The 20,946-nt window shown below is 60.6% G+C and carries 18 protein-coding genes; 5 read left to right on the forward strand and 13 right to left on the reverse strand.

Annotated elements, in window-relative coordinates:
- Positions 1-52: 52 nt before the first annotated feature.
- The 8 genes from PQQ86_RS31660 to PQQ86_RS31695 form a co-directional block, all read right to left on the reverse strand.
- Positions 53-1,480, reverse strand: coding sequence for an amino acid permease (locus PQQ86_RS31660; RefSeq protein ID WP_408276082.1), 1,428 nt, complete (start codon positions 1,478-1,480; stop codon positions 53-55).
- A 241-nt stretch (positions 1,481-1,721) separates the two neighbouring features.
- The gene (locus PQQ86_RS31665) at positions 1,722-3,137 is read right to left on the reverse strand and encodes an NAD(P)/FAD-dependent oxidoreductase (protein WP_408276085.1); all 1,416 of its coding nucleotides are present in this window, start codon (positions 3,135-3,137) and stop codon (positions 1,722-1,724) included.
- Between the two features lie 19 nt (positions 3,138-3,156).
- Positions 3,157-3,561 (reverse strand): nuclear transport factor 2 family protein, encoded by a 405-nt coding sequence (locus PQQ86_RS31670; protein WP_408276088.1) that lies wholly within the window; start codon positions 3,559-3,561, stop codon positions 3,157-3,159.
- 260 nt (positions 3,562-3,821) lie between these two features.
- The gene (locus tag PQQ86_RS31675) at positions 3,822-4,787 is read right to left on the reverse strand and encodes a CobW family GTP-binding protein (protein WP_408276091.1); all 966 of its coding nucleotides are present in this window, start codon (positions 4,785-4,787) and stop codon (positions 3,822-3,824) included.
- Positions 4,784-6,439: an amidohydrolase gene (locus tag PQQ86_RS31680; protein ID WP_408276095.1), complete on the reverse strand. Its 1,656-nt coding sequence runs from the start codon at positions 6,437-6,439 to the stop codon at positions 4,784-4,786. The genes PQQ86_RS31675 and PQQ86_RS31680 overlap by 4 nt, the downstream gene beginning before the upstream one ends.
- 38 nt (positions 6,440-6,477) lie before the next feature.
- Positions 6,478-7,863 carry a sodium:solute symporter family protein gene (locus PQQ86_RS31685; RefSeq protein WP_408276097.1) on the reverse strand — a complete coding sequence of 462 codons (1,386 nt, stop codon included), beginning with the start codon at positions 7,861-7,863 and terminating at the stop codon, positions 6,478-6,480.
- An 18-nt stretch (positions 7,864-7,881) separates the two neighbouring features.
- Complete coding sequence (locus PQQ86_RS31690) at positions 7,882-8,091, reverse strand: DUF3311 domain-containing protein (RefSeq protein WP_097393771.1); 210 nt, start codon at positions 8,089-8,091, stop codon at positions 7,882-7,884.
- Positions 8,092-8,450: 359 nt separating this feature from the next.
- Complete coding sequence (locus PQQ86_RS31695) at positions 8,451-9,830, reverse strand: MFS transporter (protein ID WP_408276100.1); 1,380 nt, start codon at positions 9,828-9,830, stop codon at positions 8,451-8,453.
- A 148-nt stretch (positions 9,831-9,978) separates the two neighbouring features.
- Between PQQ86_RS31695 and PQQ86_RS31700 the strand changes: the two genes are divergently transcribed.
- Both PQQ86_RS31700 and PQQ86_RS31705 read left to right on the forward strand, forming a co-directional pair.
- Positions 9,979-10,683, forward strand: coding sequence for an ArsR/SmtB family transcription factor (locus tag PQQ86_RS31700; RefSeq protein WP_408276103.1), 705 nt, complete (start codon positions 9,979-9,981; stop codon positions 10,681-10,683).
- 88 nt (positions 10,684-10,771) lie between these two features.
- Positions 10,772-12,361 carry a tetratricopeptide repeat protein gene (locus PQQ86_RS31705; protein ID WP_408276106.1) on the forward strand — a complete coding sequence of 530 codons (1,590 nt, stop codon included), beginning with the start codon at positions 10,772-10,774 and terminating at the stop codon, positions 12,359-12,361.
- Between the two features lie 14 nt (positions 12,362-12,375).
- Here PQQ86_RS31705 and PQQ86_RS31710 read toward each other — a convergent pair whose 3' ends face one another.
- The 5 genes from PQQ86_RS31710 to PQQ86_RS31730 all read right to left on the reverse strand — a co-directional run bounded on the left by PQQ86_RS31710 (position 12,376) and on the right by PQQ86_RS31730 (position 17,593).
- The gene (locus PQQ86_RS31710) at positions 12,376-13,209 is read right to left on the reverse strand and encodes a quaternary amine ABC transporter ATP-binding protein (protein WP_408276108.1); all 834 of its coding nucleotides are present in this window, start codon (positions 13,207-13,209) and stop codon (positions 12,376-12,378) included.
- Between the two features lie 23 nt (positions 13,210-13,232).
- A complete protein-coding gene (locus PQQ86_RS31715; protein WP_408276111.1) occupies positions 13,233-14,201 on the reverse strand; it encodes an ABC transporter permease in 969 nt (322 codons plus the stop codon).
- 105 nt (positions 14,202-14,306) lie between these two features.
- Complete coding sequence (locus PQQ86_RS31720) at positions 14,307-15,344, reverse strand: ABC transporter substrate-binding protein (protein ID WP_408276114.1); 1,038 nt, start codon at positions 15,342-15,344, stop codon at positions 14,307-14,309.
- 94 nt (positions 15,345-15,438) lie between these two features.
- A complete protein-coding gene (locus tag PQQ86_RS31725; protein WP_408276116.1) occupies positions 15,439-16,665 on the reverse strand; it encodes a M24 family metallopeptidase in 1,227 nt (408 codons plus the stop codon).
- Positions 16,666-16,705: 40 nt separating this feature from the next.
- Positions 16,706-17,593 (reverse strand): HalD/BesD family halogenase, encoded by an 888-nt coding sequence (locus tag PQQ86_RS31730; RefSeq protein ID WP_408276119.1) that lies wholly within the window; start codon positions 17,591-17,593, stop codon positions 16,706-16,708.
- 121 nt (positions 17,594-17,714) lie between these two features.
- Between PQQ86_RS31730 and PQQ86_RS31735 the strand changes: the two genes are divergently transcribed.
- The 3 genes from PQQ86_RS31735 to PQQ86_RS31745 all read left to right on the forward strand — a co-directional run bounded on the left by PQQ86_RS31735 (position 17,715) and on the right by PQQ86_RS31745 (position 20,932).
- Complete coding sequence (locus PQQ86_RS31735) at positions 17,715-18,629, forward strand: LysR substrate-binding domain-containing protein (protein WP_408276122.1); 915 nt, start codon at positions 17,715-17,717, stop codon at positions 18,627-18,629.
- A gap of 545 nt (positions 18,630-19,174) precedes the next feature.
- The gene (locus PQQ86_RS31740; RefSeq protein WP_408276124.1) at positions 19,175-20,320 is read left to right on the forward strand and encodes a porin; all 1,146 of its coding nucleotides are present in this window, start codon (positions 19,175-19,177) and stop codon (positions 20,318-20,320) included.
- Between the two features lie 144 nt (positions 20,321-20,464).
- Positions 20,465-20,932 (forward strand): MarR family winged helix-turn-helix transcriptional regulator, encoded by a 468-nt coding sequence (locus PQQ86_RS31745; protein ID WP_408276127.1) that lies wholly within the window; start codon positions 20,465-20,467, stop codon positions 20,930-20,932.
- Positions 20,933-20,946 lie beyond the last annotated feature (14 nt).

Genomic DNA, 20,946 nt, shown 5'->3' on the forward strand with positions numbered 1-20,946 from the left:
GATCGTGAACGATCCAACGCCGCACATCAAACAGCCCCCTCCTGGACAAACCTCAATGAGTACGAGGCCGATAATCCACGAATTCCGGTTCAGTTGACGCTACGCCGCTTTTCCTGGCCCGCCACACATACGCCACGAGCAGCACGCCGAGACTCACCACCCCGAGCCACAGCGGCGTGCGCTGGTCCGGAATGAACGCCATGGCCACCAGAATGCCGATCATGCCGACAATAGCGAAACAGGTCAGATACGGATAGCACCACATCCTCACGCGCAGCATCTCCGGCGCCTCGCGCTCGAGCCGGGCGCGCAGCTTCAGTTGCGACACGGCGATCAGCACGTAGACGAAGATGGCCACCGTGCCGTATGAATTGACAAGGAAGGCGAACACCTTGTCGGGCGAAACGTAAGACATGACGACCGACACATAACCGAACAAGGTGCCGATCAGAATCGCGCGAACGGGAACGCCGCGGCGATTGACCTTGGCAAGCGCAGCCGGTGCATCGCCGTGGCGGGTCAGCGCAAACATCATCCGCGATGCGGCGTAAAGGCCCGAATTGAGCGCGGACAGCACGGCAGTCAACACGATCGCATTCATGACATTGGCGGCGGCCGGGATGCCCATTGCACTGAGCGCGCTCACATACGGTGTCGCCATTTTCGGCGAGTCCCACGGCACCAGCGCCACGACGAGCAGAATCGAGCCGACATAGAAAATCAATACGCGGGTGATCACCGAATTGGTGGCTTTGGCGACGGCCTTGACCGGCTCATGCGCTTCCGCAGCGGCAATCGTGACGATCTCGGCGCCAAAGTAAAAACCGGTCGCCGCGACGGCGCCACTCAACACCGGCCCGATCCCCTTCGGCATCAACCCGCCGTGCGACAGCAGCGTCGGCATCACCGAGGTGGTGTGCATCGACGCGGGCCACAGGCCCAGCACGTAGAGCGCGCCGAGGAACAGGAACACGATGATCGCCGCCACCTTGATGGACGCGAACCAGAACTCGAATTCCCCGTAGCTGCCCACCGAGATCAGGTTGGTCGCGGTCAACACGACCAGCAACACAAGACTGATCGCCCATGCCGGCGTATCCGGCAGCCAGAATTGAACCAGTTTCGCGCCAGCCACCGCCTCGACGGCCACGACGATGACCCAGAAATACCAGTACATCCAGCCGGTCAGAAAGCCGGCCAGCTTGCCCGGCCCGCGTTTGCCGGCAAAGGCGAGGCGCGCGTATTCGTAAAACGAACCCACCGCCGGCATGGCGCACGCCATTTCTCCGAGCATGCGCATGACGAGCACGATCAGGCCACCGGTAATCAGAAACGACAGAACCGCTGCCGGGCCGGCCTGCTGGACCACGACGCCGCTGCCGACAAACAGGCCCGCGCCGATCACGCCGCCCAGCGCGATCATGGTCATGTGGCGCTCCTTGAGGCCGGTCTTCAGTTCACTCTTGTTCGATACTTGCATGTCACCTCCACATCCTGTTGATGCCGACGCCGATCGTGCGGGGCTGCGTACGAAGCTGCGCGCATTCCCGGAACCTGAGCGCCGTCAATTCGGATCGAGCGAGGACGCTGACGCGTCTCGCTGCATCGTGTCTTTTCTTATGATTTAACGCGCAGACCTGTCTGGCTGCGCAACGCCGCGCAAGTGACGCACGACGGCTGGCGACTAACGTGCCGCGGGTGGCGCGGCACGCAGGCCACGTTCAAGGTTTCTCGTCGCGCCGGAAATACAACTGGTAGAGCATCCGTTGTCCAATGCGACGGAACGGCGCGAACGGATGGCCGGGCAACGGGGACGTGAAAATCGGCAACGTCTGCTTCGACCCTTTGCCCGCGATCCGTTCGGCGAGGCGTCGCCCCGCCTGCTGAGAATATGACACACCGTTGCCACCATAGCCCAGTGCGTAAAACACCGACTGCTTCGGATCCGGCTGGCACACGCGCGGCATCATGTCGTGGCTCACATCCACCCAGCCCCACCATGAATAGTCGATCTGGACACCGCGCAACGCCGGAAACTTGCGGCCCATCCCTTCGACGAGCAACTCGTAGTGGCGCGGATTCGGCGCATCCGCACCGGTGATCGCGCTACGGCTGCCGATCTGCAGCCGGTTGTCGGGCAGGAAGCGGTAGTAGAAACGCAGCGTGCGCGTATCGGTGAGCACCTGCGTCGTTCGAAAATTGCAGGCGGCGATTTCCTGCTGCGTGAGCGGACGCGTCACCATCGAATTCGACAGGATCGGCATCACCCGGCTCGTGAGCGAAGGATGAAGGTCCGGCGCCGTATACGCGCCGGTCGCGATACCCACGGAGCGAGCCCGCACGATGCCGCCCGGCGTGCGCAAATGATGAATGCCGTTAATGGTTTCCCAGCCGATTACCGGGCTCGCCGGATGAACGCGCGCGCCTGCTTCGCGTGCGAGCCGCAGATAGCCATACGCGAGCTTCAACGCGTGGATGCCGATACCCTCGGGTTCGTGGAGCGCGCCAGCTGCCTCGCAATCATTGACATACTCGCGGCGAAACGTGGCCTGGTCGATCAGCTCGGACGGATAACCGAAAACGTCTTTCCAGACTTTGGCTTCGGCAGCGAGTTTGTCCATCATGCGCGGCCGGTGCGCAATCAGAAAGTGGCCACCCGGCTGCGGATCGCAATCGATTTCCGCCACCAGCGACTTGAAGTTGTCGAAGCCTTCCTGGATCTCGTCGTGCATTTTCAACGCGACGTCTTTACCCCAACGCTCGATCCATTGGGAACGCGACAGGCGTCCGGACGCATTCTGCCCTTGTCCGCCATTGCGGCTGCTGCAGCCCCAACTGGTTTTGTTGGCCTCGAGCACCACAGCCTTGATGCCATGCTCGCGCGCGAGACACAGCGCCGTCGCGAGCCCCGTATACCCTGCGCCGATGATCGCCACGTCCACGTCGATATCTTTCGTGATCGGACCGTCGTCCGGCGGCGGCGTGCCGGCAGTCGCCGCCCAGTAGGTCGGTGCGTATTGTTTGCCATGCCCCGGTCCCGGCGAGACCAGCGGGTCGTATCTCGGGTCATACTGTGTTGCGCTATCCCGTCCTGCGGACAGACCTTCGCCGACCCGTGTGATGACACTTTGCTCCATGAGAAGCTCCTCGTCGGCGTCAAACGTTCTGCTTCGGACGTTCCTTGCGGAACGCGCGCTTGACTGCGATCAGACCATCGCGGAACTCGAAGAGGTCGCACCCTTCTGCTTCGATGCGCCAGCCTTCCGCATGCGTCCCCGTGAAGACCCATTCGGACACACCGCGTTCTCCGATGACGTAGTGACGGCCCTTGCCCCAATGTGCATCCGGGAAAGTCTTGAAGACTGTTCCGAACGCCGCGCGCACCGCGTCGCGGCCGACGAAGCGCGCGCCATAGACTTCGCTTCCGCCGGCGGCGTCGAACACACAGTCTTCGGTCATGAAGTCCATCAGCGCGTTCGCATCGTGACGATTGAACGCGGCTGAAAATGCGGCGAGCGTGTCCGCGGTGACCTTCGATGCGGACGTTTCTGTTGTGGCCATGCATGTCTCCTGCTTGGTGAATTGGGTGAGACTCGTGAGCTTGCCTAAGCGGCGATCTCTTATGGAAAAGTGTAAGTTTCGTGTCCGCTCGACGGTAGGGCCAGTGCGCTGGTTTCGCCTGGTGCAGCGTGTGTCGGGGAGACGCGGGTTGACTGGCTCGGAGCCGGGTTTTCGGATTCAGACCGTTGGTAGGCTTGGTGGGTTTAGTGCGATTGACTTGCTTGACGTGATGACCGCTGCACGCTGGTGCGAGGCTAACGCTAGTTCAGCGCTTGTGTGCTTTCGAGGCAGCGCTTCACCGTACGCTCGTCTTCGTCGCTGAAGCGACCGATCAGAACGATCGTCGATTCACCCGCTGCGTGACCTGCAAAAGGCGTGATCAGAATGCGGCCGCCGACCACATGGAGCTCCTGCGGAGAAGCCTCCTGGTCGAGCCATATGATGCCCTTCGCCCGCAAGAGCGGGACCGATAGGCTGCGAAACACGTCCCTGAGTTTCTTCCTGTCGAGGCGAAAGTCCGAGCGAAAGGAAAAACTGCAGATATCCTGATGACTATTGACATGCTCGCGCGCCGCGAAAGCGGGCCCACCGGTGCGATGACGAGGCACGACACTCGCGTCGAAGATCAACTCCAGCGGGATGGATCCGTTTGCGGATTCGAGCAGGATGGAAGTGGTCGCGCACGACGACACCATCTCCTTCGCCGCGACTTTTTCCTGCTCCGTCACGAGGTCGGTCTTGGTGAGCACGAGGGCCGTCGCGCCCGCGATCTGGCGACGCACAATATCGCCAACATACGGGTCGAGCAAGGTCGCCCCAATCCGCTCTGCATCCACGGCAACGATGATCCCGACCAACCTGAATGCCCGGTCGAGCAGACCGATCTGCGCGATCTTCACGGGATCCGAAACACCGCTGGCTTCTATTACCAAAAGCTCAGGACGCTCGGGACGCGCGCTGATCTTCACAAGCGCATCGACGAGGCGGCCCCCTATCGAGCAGCAAACGCAGCCGTTCTCCAGATTGATGACGTCGTCCGTGCGTTCGCGGATCAGTGCGGCGTCGATATTGATATCACCGAAATCGTTGACCAGCACCGCCACCCCGCGCTCACCCGCATTCGAGAGCACATGGTTGAGCAGCGTCGTCTTTCCCGCACCGAGATAGCCGCCGAGCACCACCAGCGGAATGGGTGGCCGAGCAGTCGACTGCGCCACGTCGTTCATTTTGCCGGCGACTGAAACACGCGGCCGCCCAGCACCGTGCCCCACACTTCGACGTCTTTCAACTGTTCGGCTGCGACCTCGGTCGGGTCGTCCGCCAGCACGGCGAAGTCCGCGAATTTGCCCACCTCGATACTGCCGATCAGATGCTCCATCTTGAGCGTATAGGCCGCCCCCAGCGTAATCGCGCGCAATGCGTCCGCCACGGGGATGCATTCGCTCGCACCTAGCACGCGACCGCTGGCCGTCTTGCGCTGCACCGCGCACCAGGCGGTAAACAGCGGGCTTAACTGCGTGATCGGCGCATCCGAATGAAAGGCAAAAGGAATGCCCAGACGCCGCGCCGTTCCCGCCGCGTTCATCCGGTTCGCCCGGTCGGGGCCCATGGTCTGCGCGTAGTGGGCGTCGCCCCAGTAGTAGATATGGTTGGAGAAAAAGTTGATGCACATGCCGAGTTTCGCCGCGCGGGCCAACTGGCTCGCGTCAGCCATTTGACAGTGCTGCAGCGTGTGGCGATGATCGCTGCGCGGACAGGCGTCGAGCATCTTCTCGAGGGCGTTCAATACAACCTCGGTGGCTTCATCGCCGTTGGTATGAATATGGAGTTGCAGCCCCGCGCGGTGAAACGGCGTGAACACTTCTTCCAGCTGGCTCGGCGGAATCAGCCACAAGCCGTTCGGTTGGCCGCCGACATAACCAGGCCATTTGAGCCGCGCCGTGAACCCCTGAATTGATCCATCGACGATAAACTTGACCGGGCCGAACCGCAATTTCTCCGTGCTGTCGTGAATGGCCGCCAGTACTTTTTCGACGCCGTTATCAGGGCTTCGCTGCGGAGCAAACGCGGGCACGATTCTGACCGGATACTGCGGATCGGCTGTGACTTCGCGCAGATTGCGATTGCCCAGCGCCGAAAGATCGTTGACCAGATCCGTCGCGGTAGTCACGCCCGCGAGTTGCGCGACCTTGCCGAAGTTCCAGATGGCCTCGGTCTTTTCGCTCGCCGCAATGGAAAGCTGGCTGCCGATCACCTGATACACGGGGAACATGGCGGCGAATTCCTGCAATTCGCCGGTCGGCCGGCCTTCGCCGTCCTTGTCGATCCCGTCGATGTCGGTGTCCTCATCGATACCGGCGAGCGCCAGCATGGCGGTGTTGACGTTCATCAGGTGCACACTCGCGTGCAGCACGACAATGGGCCGGCTCGCGGAAACGGTATCGAGTTCTCTAACCGACAGACGGCTCGCGCCGAAGAAAATCGGATCGAAGCCCCACGCGAGCAGCGGCGCCTCAGCATCCGTCATAACGCGTTGTGCTTCAGCGAGCCGTTCGATCACCTCGTCCAGCGTTCTTAGTCCTCGCCACAGTTTGCCGTCGGGACCGCGCCGGTCGTAGTAGCCGAGATACACGGCATCCCACATGGCGCCTTCCATCAGATGGCAATGCCCTTCGACGAGACCAGGCATCAACACTTTGTCCTGGAACGTGTCGACGATCTCAGCCTCGCCCCAGCGACTCACGTCCTCCAGATTGCCGACGGAGAGAATTCTGCCGTCTCGCACGGCAACATGCGTGGCCTGCGGCTGGGCCGGATTCATCGTCAGAATTTTTCTGGCAACGAAGACGGTGACGGGACCGCGTTCAATCGAATTCATGGATAGCTGTTCTTTGGTTCAGGACACAGGCAGGACGGTCAGGACAGCGCATGCACCGGCTTACGCTTCCAGCCATGGTTCAGCACGGCAGTCACCGCGATATTGATCACGAGACACAGCAGGCCCAGGTTGAATCCGCCGAGATCGACATGAAGGATGTAGAGGATGATCGCGAGGATCTGGCCGGTCAGAATACCCGTTGCAACGGCGGCCGGTTTGACTCGAAGCGAAAACAGAATGACCATCACGCCCGGGAAAAACTGGGTCACGCCGTAGTACGCGGTATTGATCAGCGTGAGCATCAGATTCGGCGTCAGCAAGGTCATCACGATCGAGACCAGCAGGTAGACCACGATCACCGTTTTCGCGGTGGCTTTCTGCCTGCTCTCGGGCATCTTCGGCAACAGATTGCGCGTCACGAGCGGGCCGATGGCGAGGCAGATACCCGTCAGCACCAGCAGACCGGATAGCGCGGCGCCGGCCGCGACCAAACCCAGCAGCCAGCCCGGCAGCAGCCGGATCGCTGCGGCAAAGAACGCTTCATTCGGCGACGCGAGGTGCAGGTTCTGACTGATCGCATAGTACGAAGCGATGACCAGAAACGGATACATCAGCATGTACAGCGGCATGGCCACCTGGGTGCGCCGGATCGTGTTCGGGCTGGTGGCCGTGAAGAAAACCTGCACGGCGAACGGCATCACATAGAACCCCAACGACTGGAACAGTATGGTGCTCATCGAAAACGTCAGTTGACTGGCGTTCATGCTGTTGCTGACGTGCAGGCTCGCGGCATGAAAAACTTCCGTGACGCCGGATTCCCACGAAACCGCGAGTCCGGTGATCACAATCGCCACGACCATCAGCACGTCTTTCAGGATCGCAATGTACGCCGACGCCCGCACGCCGGAAATAGCGATGTAGGTGAATGCCAGCATTGCTGAAATCAGAATCAGATAGAGCGGCTGGAAATTCCAGCCGAGGCCCTTGAACGCGGCAACGAGCCCCGTGAATTGCAACTCGCCCCACGGCAGCAGGAACAGAATCGCCGATCCGGCGACGATCACCTCCAGCGCACGGTTGCCGAAGTAGCCTTTGAACAGGTCGGGCAGCGTAATGGCGTTATAGCGTTTGCCGGCTTCCCAGATTTTCGGCCCGATGAAATAGCCGACGGGATACGCCAGCAGGATGTATCCCAGGAACCAGACCCCATACGTGGGCCCCTTGGCATAGATGCCACCTGGAAAGCCGACCATCGTGCCGATACTGTAGATTTCGCCCGCAGCGAGGAAAAACACCAGATACGCGCCAAACTGCCGGGACGCGACAAAGAAGTCATGAACGCTTTGCGCGCCATGGCCTTTTTTGGACCGTATCGCCAGATACAGCGAAAAGAGAATCAAACCGAGAAAGACAACGGTGGACATCCTGGCTCTCCTGCTGCTTCAGTGGGTTTGCGGATCGGCTTCGTCCGCGCGGCGATCGAACAGACGCCAGCACACCTGCAGGCAGATGGACGTCAGGACAAACCACGCGAAAATCCACGCATAGATGAACGGCACGCCGAGGACAAATCGATCGACCGAGGCGACCCAGGGCAGCAGGCCTATCACGCCGATATAGGGGATGCCGATCCCAATCAGGAACTTGAGCATGAAGTCTCCGTCTGCTTTTCGTAAGCGATCAAATCATCTCTGCTGAATCCGCCGGCCAATGCAGGACCGGCCCCAGGTAGTGGCGATCCGCAGCGAGCGAATGTGGCACGGCGGCCATAGCAGATGAATTCAGTATCGGTGGCCGAAAATGCACCTGACTAGTACCAGCGATAATAAATCGCCTGGTCCACATGAGGAGCCACGAGCGGGCATGGCACCCGCTTCAGCAAATGTGGCCAGGTCGTTTTTACGTGACCAGAGCGACCAGCCCGGAACACCGCGGCAAAGCGCTCACGAGATGTTCGGGCCGGCGACCGCCGATGCCGCCCAGCGCGCCGCACTTTTGCGGTTCACCCCGCTTACCAGGCATCACTGCCCGCATAACGCGTCGCCACGGCCAAAGCGACACTCCAAACCAGCACACCCAGCAGCGACAGGCCGATCGCCAGATACACCGCCACTCGAATCCCAGCGTCGACTGGTTGGATCGTATTCATCAGCGCGCCGAAGATCGCGACGCCAAAAGCGGCCCCTGTCTGCCGGCTCGCGTTGAGCACACCCGCCCCGACGCCGGCACGCGCCTTGTCCACCGCTGTCATCAACGCGGCGGTCGCCGCGGGCGAAATCACCCCCGCCCCGAAACCGACTGCGGGAAAGCAAAGCGCAATACGCCAGTACGGCGCATCGTCCGCGAGCGCCACGAGCCCGGCGAAACCCAGTGCATACAGCAGGAAGCCAGCACAAACGAGCCGGTGCGCGCCGTACGTCCGGTTCAACGCGCCGGATACGAAGCTGCCGATGGCCACCATCACGGTCAACGGCAGGAATGCGAGGCCGGTCTGCAATGGTGACCATCCGCGGGCAGACTGGAAGTACAAGCTCAACAGGAAAAACAAGCCATAGAAAATCAGGCCGGAAATCAGCGAAACGAATGCCGACGCAGAAAATACTGGACTACGAAAGAAGCCCAGCGGCAGCATCGGTTGTTTGCGCCTGACCTCGACGAGCACGAACGCAACCCAGGCGGCAAGCGCAATCGCCGCGCCTGCATGTATCGCGCCCGCTTTCCACCCGAGCTTCGCTCCCTCGATCAGCACGGCTACCGACGCACCGAGCGCAACGACGGCGAGCAGTTGCCCGGCGACATCCATCGACCTGTCCGAGCTGGCCGGCCGCACCGAATCGACGCGCGTAGTCAGCCACGCGCCGATCAGCGCGATCGGCACGTTCACCAGAAAAATGCTGCGCCAGCCAAGCAGATGAGTCAGCAGACCACCGGCGAGAGGCCCCGCCGCCATCGCGATACCGCCACACCCGGCCAATACGCCGATCGCGCTGGCGCGCTGCCGGGCAACCGGAAAAGCATGGTTGATCAGGGTCAGCGAACACGGCACCAATAGTGCCGCACCGACGCCTTGCAATACCCGCGCAACCACCAGAATCTGCAAATCCGGCGCCAATCCGCATAACGCCGATGCGCCAGCGAAGACCAGCAATCCGGCGAGGTAGACCGTTTTCGCGCCGATCCGGTCGCCTAGCGCGCCGCCGCTCAGCAGCAAGCTGGCAAACGTCAGCGTGTAAGCGTTGACCACCCATTGCAAGCCGGCAATATCCGAGCCCAGATTCGCCGCAACCGGCTCCAGCGCAACGTTTACGATCGACGTATCCAGGATGACAATGACGTAGCTGAGGCTCGTCGCGATCAATACACGCTTCTGATATTCACGTTCATCGTTCAAGAGTTCCAGCCCCTTTTTTCTGCTTCGCCGTTGACTATAAGGCGGCCCACACAGAGAATGCTTCGGGCTGTATCGAAGTGTGCGTGTGGGCGACTGCTCACCTGCCAGCAGGTGTCACTCACGCATCAATGACGGACATTGCACATAAATGGGCCAGCACAATATTTCGAGCGTTGCTCACCTGATCGCCGAACCGGTTCGTTCGGTGATGCTGATCACGCTCGCCGACGGCAGCACCATGTCGGCCGGCGCGCTTGCAGCAGCGGCGGGCGTGACAGCCCAGACCGCCAGCTCACACCTCTCCAAGCTGCTCGACGGCGGCTTGCTGAGCGTCGAAAGCAAGGGTCGGCATCGTTATTACCGGCTCGCCGGCGCGCACGTTTCGCACGTGCTTGAGAGCCTCGCGTCGGTTGGCCCGGTGACCCCGGCCTGGCGCAATACGCCGAATCGCTCGGCGCAGGCACTGCGTTTCGCGCGCTGCTGCTATGACCATCTGGCGGGCCAGATCAGCATCGCGGTGACGCAAAGCATGCTCACGCGGGGCTTCCTCGTCGAGGCGAGCGAGCGCCGCTACGCGCTCACCACATCCGGCCACGCGTGGCTGCAGCAGCTCGGCATCGATATCGGCGAGTTGCCGGTAGGCCAAACGGAACTGGCCCGCCAATGTCTCGATTGGACCGAGCGGCAGTTTCACGTCGCGGGGCCATTAGGCGCCCGGCTGATGGATGCCTTTCTTGCATGGGGCTGGGTGCGCAAATCTTCCACCACGCGGTCAGTGGCCGTCACGGCGCTCGGCTGGGATGGACTCAAGACGCACTTCGGCATCGTGCGCGAGACAGTCGAACCTGTTTAAAAGCGTCGGGTCACGCAGACTGCCCAATTGTTAAATCCTCGCCTCGCAGCTTCGTTTTGTTGAAGCCGGCTCACCGAGGGGAGGCAACATGCACGCACAGAAACATCATCGCGGAGCTCATCGCCCCCCACATCTGAAAGCGGTCAAGCCAACCGATCCGCCGCATCCGGGACAGAGGCCCGAGCCGGAACAGAAATCCGAGCAAAAGCCAGGGCCGACACCCAGGAAAACGGGCACCCCGCACGAAGGCCGTCTTGCGAAGCTCGCAACCTTCACGTCCAACCTGCGCATCGTTTCGCTGAACCTGCTGCTTCTGATCGGCGCATGCCTTGCCGCCGCCGTGCTTTGGAAATTGCTATCCGCACGCGAGACCGTCATCGAAAACTTCTCTGTTCCCGAGGAACTCGCCAAAATCGGCTACTCCAGCGACGTGGTCCAGTCACTCGTCGCGGGCCAACTGATCGTCCTCGAAGAGAGCGCGGCAAACGTGATACCCGCCTCCGCCAAAGAAGAAATCAGGCTCGATTCCGACATGCCGGATTTCTCCGTGCCCGGCACATCCATTTCCGCGAAGACGATCCTGCAGTACGTGCGCGAGGCGCTGCCGCTTCCGGTTTCAACCATCTCGGGCAGCGTAACCGGCACCCCAGACCACTACGTTTTACATCTGGTCCTGGTGGAACGCGGCCAGGTTTACCGTTTCGACACGACCGAAGGCGCAATCGCCGATCTGAAGAAGAAACTCCCCAATCTCGCCAGCGATGTGCTGAAGAAGCACAGTCCTTATATCTACGCCTCGTACCGGTCGGCCGAAGCCCAGACGAGCTGCTACGGTGACAAGAACGGCTGCGATTTTGCCGAGCCTGAACGGATATTTTCGAGCATCGTCGATGCCGGAGACGAACAGCCGAACTACAAATGGGCCCTCCTCGGACTCTCGAAGATCGACGAGGTGAACCACGATTACAAAGGCGAAATCAACGCGGTCAGCCGCCTATCCGCCGAATACCCGTCGTCCTGGAGCTTTTATAACTGGGGTGTCGCACTCAGCGAGCTCGGTTGCCACAAACAGGCGATCGGCGCTTTCGAACGATCCATTGCCTTGCATTCGTCAAGGGAGGCGGCGTTCAATGCAATTGGCCGCGCCTGGCTGGCACTGGCGAGACAAGCGCCTGACCGCCATTCCGCTGAAGCGAAGTCCGACTTGCAAAATGCGCGCGACGATTTCCATATCGCCGTTTATCTGAAACCTGACTATCAGGAAGCGCACGTCAATCTGGCGGAGTCGCTCAGGTTGCTCGGCGATGACAACGGCGCGCGCCGCGAATACGTGAGCGCCGTCAAGATAGATCCGACACGCGCGGGGCTCGCCTATGCCAGGTACGCCAAACTGGTCGGGGATCCGAAAGAGCGAAATGAGCTCCTCGGCTTTGCGGACTGGGCCGACAGCTTGCACAAGGAATGCCGCGCGAGTAACTCGACCTCACTGCTCGAGGAGCAAGGTTGCAGCGTCGCCTTGCAAGCCGAAACAACTCACGTCGTTGACACAGGAAGTCATGCTGGAATCGAGACGGTTACAGCGACGGCCGCTCCGGCACCCGACTGCCAAGACCTCGCGGTCGATGACATACTCGGGCCCAAAGATGGCTTGCCCGACATTCCGGAGATTGCGCCGTGAAACCGGGCTCAACATCAATGGCTGACCGTGCCACGATCCGAGCGGCGCTCGACAAAACGCCTCACGTAGTCATCCGCTGGGCGCGTCAGGATCTCGTTGGGCGTCCCTTCCTGCACGAGTTTGCCGTCGCGCAGAATCGCGATGCGATTACCGATCCGCAGCGCTTCGTCGAGATCGTGCGTGATAAATACGATGGTCTTCTTTAGCGTGGCCTGCAGTTGCAGCAACTGGTCCTGCATTTCCGTGCGAATCAGCGGGTCGAGCGCGGAGAATGCCTCGTCCATCAGCAGGACGTCCGTATCCGCGGCGAGCGCGCGGGCCAAGCCGACCCGCTGACGCATGCCGCCGGATAACTCGTCCGGATAGTGTTCGTCGTAGCCGTTCAGGCCCACCTTGCCGAGCCAGACACGGGCTTTCTCGTTGGCCTCTGACTTGCATTCGCCGCGCACACGCAATGCGTACGCCGTATTGTCGAGCACGGTCTGGTGCGGCAATAGTCCGAAATTCTGAAACACCATGCTGACCTTATAGCGGCGCAGGTCACGCAGGCCTTGCGCACCGAGCTTGATGACATCGGAGCCGTCTATCACGATCTCGCCCGCGGTCGGCTCGATCAGCCGGTTGAAATGGCGCACAAGGGTCGACTTCCCGGAACCGGACAGTCCCATGATCACGAAGATTTCGCCCGCGCCGATATTCAGGCTGACATCGTTCAAGCCGACATTGCAACCGGTTTGTGCCAGCACATCGGCTTTGCCCTTGCCGCTTCGCAACAGGTCGAGCACGCGCGCGTGACTGGCCGGCGGCCCGAAAAGCTTGTACACGTGGTTGACTTCAATCGCTGCCATGTCGCTCTCCTCGCTTTTTCCTGTCATTTGGCCGTGCGGGTTTCGAATCCGCCTTCAGCCGCCGATGTTTCATCCGCATTCGTACTGCTCGCACGATAAGGAATGCGTGAAGCCGCCCGGGCCTTTCTGCGCTGCGCTAACACCCGTCGCGCACGACGGTCCTGCCCATAGCCCTGGCTGATACGGTCGATCACGATTGCGAGGATCACGATGGCAATGCCGGCTTGTGTCCCCTTGCCCACGTCGAGCGTCTGAATGCCGGCGAGTACATCTTCGCCGAGGCCGCGCGAACCGATCATCGAGGCGATCACCACCATGGAGAGCGCCATCATCGTCGTCTGGTTGATGCCGGCCATGATGCTGGGCCGCGCCAGCGGCATCTGCACGTTCACCAGCAACTGCCAGCGCGTCGTGCCGAAGGCGCGCGCCGCCTCGACCACCTCGCCATCCACATGGCGGATGCCGAGATCGGTCAGGCGAATCAGCGGTGGCAGCGCATAGATGATGGTGGCGAGGATCGCCGGCACCTTGCCGAGGCCGAACAGCATCAGCACCGGAATCAGATAGACGAAGCTGGGCAGCGTTTGCATGACGTCGAGCGTGGGCAACAGCACGCGCCGCAGCCACGCGCTGCGCGAGGTGAGAATGCCGAGCGGCACACCGAGCGAGACCGACAGCACCGTCGCCACCAGCATCAATGCGAGGGTCTGCATCAGCTTTTCCCACAGACCGAAGCAACCGATCGCATAGAGCAGCAGCATGAAGAAGCCGGCAATGCTCAGGCGCCGCGTCGCATTCCACGTCACCACGCCGACCGTCAGCAGGATCAGCCATGGCGGCAACGCGCGCAATGCGCCTTCGAGCGGCACGAGCACATAGCGTAAGAGCGCAATGCTGAACTGGTGAAAGCTGTCGCCGTAACGGGTAACGAACGATTGCACGGCGTCGTTCACCCAGTCGGCAATCGAAAGATGCAGAAAAAACGAATGCATGACCCCTCCTCCACTACAGGTAGACCACAGGCCGTACACCACCTGCAGTCCGGCACGAAGCCGCAAGACCTCGTGCCGTCGAAATCCGCCTGACGTTACAGCCCGTCAGGCGCCAGCAAGTCCGGCCTGCACTTTCGACGCGACGTCGACAGGCACCCATTGCTTCCACATCTCCGGATGCTCGCGCAGGAATTGTGTTGCCATGGCCGAGCCGTCAAGTTTCTTCGTGCTCATTTCGAGGATCGTGCTGTTGAGGAAGTCCATCGGAAACTTGACCTTGCCGAGCATCGACACGAGTTGCGGGTCGGCGTCGTAGAACGGTGTGGATACGCCTACCGTGACATGCGAGACCATGTACGAGGAAGCACATTGCGAGGTACTGCTTTCGTCGCGCAAGGTCTTCCAGCATGCGTCGTTATAGGCAGGCATCTTCAGTTCGACGAACCGGTACTTCGCCATCAGCGCGGCCGGGCCCCAGTAATAGAACACAATCGGCGCGCCACGCTGGTACGCCGAAGCGATAGCGGCATCGAGCGCGGCGCCGGTGCCTGGGTGGAAGTTGGTGTAGCTCGCATCGAGATTCAGCACCTTCAGCAAGCGTGTGTTGACCCGTTCGCAATCCCAACCCGTCGGACAGTTGAGAAAGCGGCCCTTGTCCGGTTCCTCGTCGTCCGCGAATACGCTCTTGTACTTAGGCAGGTCTGTCACCGAAACAAGACCCGCTGCGAGCGGCTTGATACCGCGTTTGGGATCGCCCTTCACCACGTATTCCGGCACGAACCAGCCTTCCTTCGTGCCGCCCGGCAAGGTGTCGCCCACCAGCTTGACGCTGCCCGAAGCCACGGCCTTGGCGGTGATCTCGCTGCGCCCAGTCCATTGTTCGGCCCATATCTGCACGTCGTTGTGCGCGAGCGCGGTTTCAGTGGCGGCCGTGCTGCCGGGCACGACATCGGTTTTGCAGCCGTAACCCTTCTCCAGAATCTGCCGCAGCACTTCGGTCGCGAAGGAGCCGCTTTCCCATGTAATGCCGGCGAAATGCACCGTCTTGCCCTGCGCGCACCAGCTATCCGCGGCGTGCGCGGTGACGCCGGTCAAAGTCATGGCGGCGGCGCACAACACCGCCCGAAGTTGTCTGAATTGCATTGTCGATCACCCTTGGAGCGTTGAATTGCAATGAGCCGGCATGCACGAGGGACCGAACCTCTGCCACACATGCCGGTGAGGACACGCCATGCGCTCAAGCGAGCAGGCGCTTCTCGAACGGATAGTCGGACAGCAGTTCCACGCGGCCGTCGTCGCGCACATACACCTGCTCTTCCAGCTTGACGCCTTCGCCGCCATCTTCATGGCCGATATAGCTTTCGATGCACAGCGTCATGCCGGGCTCGATCACGCCGTCATAGCCCTTGGCGTCGTTGTCCTCGCGATGGACGATGTACGGATACTCGCCGGTCATGCCGACGCCATGCGCGAGCGCGAAGTAGCGGCGCGCCTGGTACGGGCCGGGAATCTTCCAGGCCTTCGCGATGAACTCCTGGAAAGTGGTGCCGGCGCGCACGTTCTCCATGTTCGAATGCACCTGTTCATAGGCGAGTGTGTAGAGCGTTTTCTGTGCTGTCGTGGCGGGAGCGTCGCCGCACAGGAACGTGCGCGAGAAGTCCGCGTAATAGCCGAAGCGTCCCACTACGTCCGTATCGAGACCGACGAGTTCGCCTGTCTGGATCTTGCGCGGGCTGCTTTCCTGGAACCACGGATTCGTGCGCGGACCCGAGCTGATCAAACGTGTTTCCACGTAGTCGCCGTCCGTTTCGATGATGTGCTTGTGCAGATGCGACCAGAGTTCGTTTTCGCTGATGCCGGGCACGAGTGCGGCTTCCAGCTTACGCACGCCCTCTTCGGCGGCACGCAGCGATGAACGGATCATCTTGATCTCGTTAGGTACTTTGATCGAGCGGGCCCGTTCGAGCGGTTCCTGCGCATCGCTGATCTGATAGCCACGCGCTTGCAACGCAAAGGCCGCCGCCGACGTTGCGCTCTCAATGGCAATGCGTTTGCCGCCGCCGCTCTGCCTGACCAGCTCGTCGATTTCGTCGGCCCAGCGTTCGGTGACGCGGCCCAGCATGTCGTCGCAGAAGTAATAGGAAATCGCGGTAGCCGGCCGCACTTCGTCGACCGTATCGAGTCCGTCGGCAAGAAAATCACAGCCGGCGTATTCGAACAGCACGACCTTGCCTTCGGCCGGTACGAACAGATAGCGCGCCGGATTGCGCATCGAATAGACCTGCATGTTGCGCGAGCCGGTCGCATAGCGCATATGCGTGGGGTCGAACAGGATCGCGGCGGTCAAATCGCGCTTTTTCAGTTCGCGGCGCACGGCGGCAAGCCGGTCGCGCTGGATTTGTGCGATTTCCTCTACGGTCGGTTCGCAATCTTCCGGGCGGTGAGTCGGGCGAATAATCGTCATGTTTTCGAAGGGGACGTGGGATGGTTTTAGAAAAACAGCTTCAGTCGACGAGGTTGTCGGCGCGCACGAGCCGCTGCTCGGCTTCCAGATGCATTTCCGACACGCGTCCATACAGTTGGCGCGTGCGTTCGAGCCGGCCGATCACACCGGGCTTCTGCGAGTACGCGAAGATCGCCGTATGCCGGTCGATTCCGCCTTGCACCCTGGTGACGCGGTGCAGCGAAAAACGTCCTTTGAACAGTTGCAGATCGCCGGGTTGCAACGTGATCACGTTGATCGGCGCACGGGTCTCGCCGCGCACCACGCTGCCCACGTCGCCATAGTTTTCGCCCTGGGGTGAACGGATATTCGGGCAATACTCGAAATCGCCGCCCGCTTCCGGCTGTTGCGTCATCATCGAGACGATGAATTCGTTGGTGTCGTAGTGCCACGGCTGTTCGGTGCCCGGCGGCATGACGTTCTGAACCAGTCCGGCATAAGGGTCCGCGTATTCCCAAACACGCGCTTCACCGAGGCAGGCGGCAACGAAGCGCTTCATCGCGAGAGCCACATAGATGCGATGCACGATCGCGTCGGCGGGGATCACATCGCGGGTGACAAAGCCGCTGGTGCGGTCCATGAAGACGCGGCGCGGATCGTCGGCGGGCAGCGACGGATCGTCCGCCGTGAAGTAGGCGTTGACCTTACGGGTCGAAAAGTAGGTCTTGGCCGCCAGCGCCACACCCTCGGCCCGCGCCTGGACGAGCGCCTCGGGCCGCAGGAAGCCGTGCAGCACCGCGCTGCCGTTGCCCGCCAGGTGGGCGCGGCAGCTTGCGATCAGCTCGCGCATACGGGGGTGGTCCGGATCGTGCAACGGATAGCGCCCGGTATCGACGATGTCGCTCAAATCGTTGCATTCGGCATCGGCAAGAGGAAGACTGACTGACACGGCGGGACTCCAGATTAGGGGTTCAGACTGATTTGTGACGCGAATTGTTTTCGACAACAATCACCTCACTGACGCCCCCATGTTTTGATCGCCAAATTTCTTTGGAAAGCGAGTAATTCCGATGGCTTCCATCAGCGGACCCGATTGGTCGAAACTGAGTTCTCTGGACCCCGAACTGGTGCGGGCGTTCGTTGCCGTGGTCGATAGCGGCGGGTTTACCGCGGCGGCCAGATTGCTGCACCGCACACAGTCGACCATCAGTCTGCGGATTCGCACGCTGGAGGACCGGTTGGAAACGCATATGTTTCTGCGTAACAGCCGGCGGTTGGCTTTGTCGCGCGATGGCGAGAATTTTTTGATTCACGCCCGGCGCATTATTCAGGTGCAGAACGAGGCGATTGCTGCATTGAACCGGAGTAATAGTGATGGCGTGATCCGGTTTGGGCTGCCCGAGGACTATGCGGAGTTATGGCTGCCCGAGTTGCTCAAGAAGTTTTATGCGCTGAGGCCAGGCGCGCGGCCGCATATTCATTGCCGGATGTCGCTGGAGTTGCTGGAGCGGTTGCAGGCTGGGGAGTTGGATCTGGCGCTAGTGGTGCGGCATGGGTCGCAGACCAGTGGACGGCATCTTGGGCGTGAGGAGGTGGTGTGGGCGGCGCACCGGGATTTTGTTCTTGAGGCTGGGGCGCCTGTGCCTCTTGCCTTGTTTCCCGAGACTTGCTGTTATCGGCAACGGGGGCTTGAAGCGCTTGCCGCGCTTGAGCGGCAGTATCAGGTTGTGTATACCAGTCAGAGTCCTACTGGGATTAAGGTTGCTGTTAATCATGGGGCGGCTGTCACTATTATCGATCGGTGTACTTTGCCGGATAACTGGCGGGTGTTAGGGGTTAATGAAGGGCTGCCCGCCTTGCCTGCGGCTGATCTGGAGTTGCATCGGGCTTCTGTTAATCGGGATCCTGCTGTGGATGTGCTCGCTGGGTTGATTGAGGAGATGGTGGAGGAAAGGCGCAACGTTGTTGTGGGGGTTGCTGCTTAGTTTTTGCTGGTTTTTTTTGCCTGTGCGGCGCTTTTGTCAGTGTTCTTATGGCGTTGGCCTTTCCTTGATTTGCTAGTGGTCTATTAGCGTTGCCCCTGTGCGGGGCGGCACCTACTTTTCTTTGCTTGCCGCAAAGAAAAGTAGGCAAAAGAAAGCGGCTCAAACCACTCCTGCTAAGCGGGGACCGTAGTTCGCGTAGGGTAGTGGTGCATCTGGAATCTGGGGTTGTGCACCTGCTTGCGCTTGTGACAAGGGTGTCATTCTTCCGGCGGCGCTGCGCGCGCCGAAGCGTTGTTCTTAACACCGTCTGGTTTGTCCCCTCCTCGCTTCGTCCTGCGCGTCTTGTGCCAACTTGACTCGCGTATTGTTCGTCCTCTCTTCAATCGAATAGTTCGGATCGCAAAGGGTTTGCGGTTCGGTTGTCACCTCCCCTGCGGTTGCTCCATCGGGGTTTCCGATTGGTGCCATCAGAATTCCTCGCTTTGCAAAAAGTATTGTCCGGAAAATCATGCGTCGGCCACTTGCCAATACATTCCGGAGATCCTATGAAAAAGAAAGTCCTCGCTGTCGCCCTGGTCGGCGTCGTCGCCTCCCCCGCTTTCGCGCAAAGCAGCGTGACGCTGTATGGAGTCATCGATGAAGGGATCGACTACACGAATAACGTCGGGCACGGTAGCGTCGTGGAGCTCGCCAGCGGTTACGCTCAAGGCAGTCGCTGGGGCCTGAAAGGCTCGGAAGATCTCGGTGGTGGTCTCAAAGCAATCTTTCAACTCGAAAATGGCTTCGATCTGAATTCCGGGCGGCTCAATCAGGGCGGCCGCATGTTCGGGCGGCAAGCCTATGTGGGGCTGAGCAGCGATCGCTTCGGTTCCGTTACGCTAGGCCGTCAATACGATTCGGTCGTCGACTATCTCGCGCAAACCACCGCCAACGGCAATTGGGCAGGCTATCTGTTCGCTCACCCGTACGACAACGACAATACCGATAACTCGTTCCGCGTCGATAACACCATCAAATACGCCAGCCCGGATTTCTCGGGGTTCCAGTTCGGTGGCACGTATAGCTTCAGCAATGATACGAATTTCGCCAACAATCGTCAGTACAGCTTCGGCGCTCAATACGCAAACGGCGGCCTGCTGATCGCCGCGGCCTATTTGCAGGCGAATAATCCCGGCGTGGGGTCGAACGGTGCAATTACCGCCAACGATGCAAGCTTCATTGCCGGCCGCATGCGCGTGTTCGGTGGTGGGATCAACTACACGTTCGGCTCAGCGACCGTCGGCTTCGCGTATACCAACTCGAACTACAAAGATCCAACCGGTAATGGGTATATCGGCATCCCGCTTGCCGCGAACGGCGTTCTGCTGAATACGCTCAAATACCAGAACTTCGAAGTGAACGGCAAATACCAGATCACACCCGCGTTCTTTGTCGGCGCACAGTATGTCTACACGATGGAGACATACGACGCCTCGACAGGCAGCGTAAAACCCAAAATCCACTCCGTCGGCTTGATGGCGGACTACAACCTGTCCAAACGCACGGACGTCTACGTTCAAGGCGAATATCAGAAGGTCGCCGGCAGTTCGACCAACTCGATTCTCGACGACGCATTCGTCCCAGGCACGCAGTCTCCCTCGTCGACGCAGAATCAGGTCGTGGCCCGCGTGGCGCTTCGCCATAAGTTCTAAACGACGCGTCGCCGCGCGCCAGCCCGATTACTCAAGCCCAACACGGAATGCATGGCTTTCCTTGCATTCCGCTGTCAATCCAGTCAACTTGACTCCCGGCAGATGTGAAGGTAACCTTCGTAGGTAACCTTCACATCTGCCGGTATGTCCAGCAACGACACCCAGCCCACACGGCCCCTCTCCGATCCCGACGCGTTGCACACAACAGCGGAAGACCTCCGCGTACTTGTCGGCAAATTGCGCCGCCGGTTGCGCGAAGAAGCACATGTGGGCGATTTCACGCCGTCGCAGGTGCAGGTTCTCAGTCTGCTGGAACGCGAAGGTCCGGCAACGGTCACCACGCTCGCGCGCATCCAGGGTATGCGGCCGCAATCCATGGGCGAGACGCTTTCAGTTCTGAAAGCAGCTGGGCTCGTGAGTGGCGCACCCGACCCGAACGACGGGCGGCAAACCGTTCTCTCCCTCACGCCCGCCTTCCGCAAAAAAATCAAGGCAAGCCGCGCGGCGCGCGAAGACTGGCTATTCCGTACGATCCAGACCCGCTTCTCCGCCGCCGAACAGAAACAACTGGCGATTGGCGTCGACTTGCTCAAACGCCTTATCGACTCGTAACTTCCAGGAAAACA

This window comes from Paraburkholderia sediminicola (assembly GCF_046026675.1).
In the GTDB taxonomy this organism is placed as follows: Bacteria; Pseudomonadota; Gammaproteobacteria; order Burkholderiales; family Burkholderiaceae; genus Paraburkholderia; species Paraburkholderia sediminicola_F.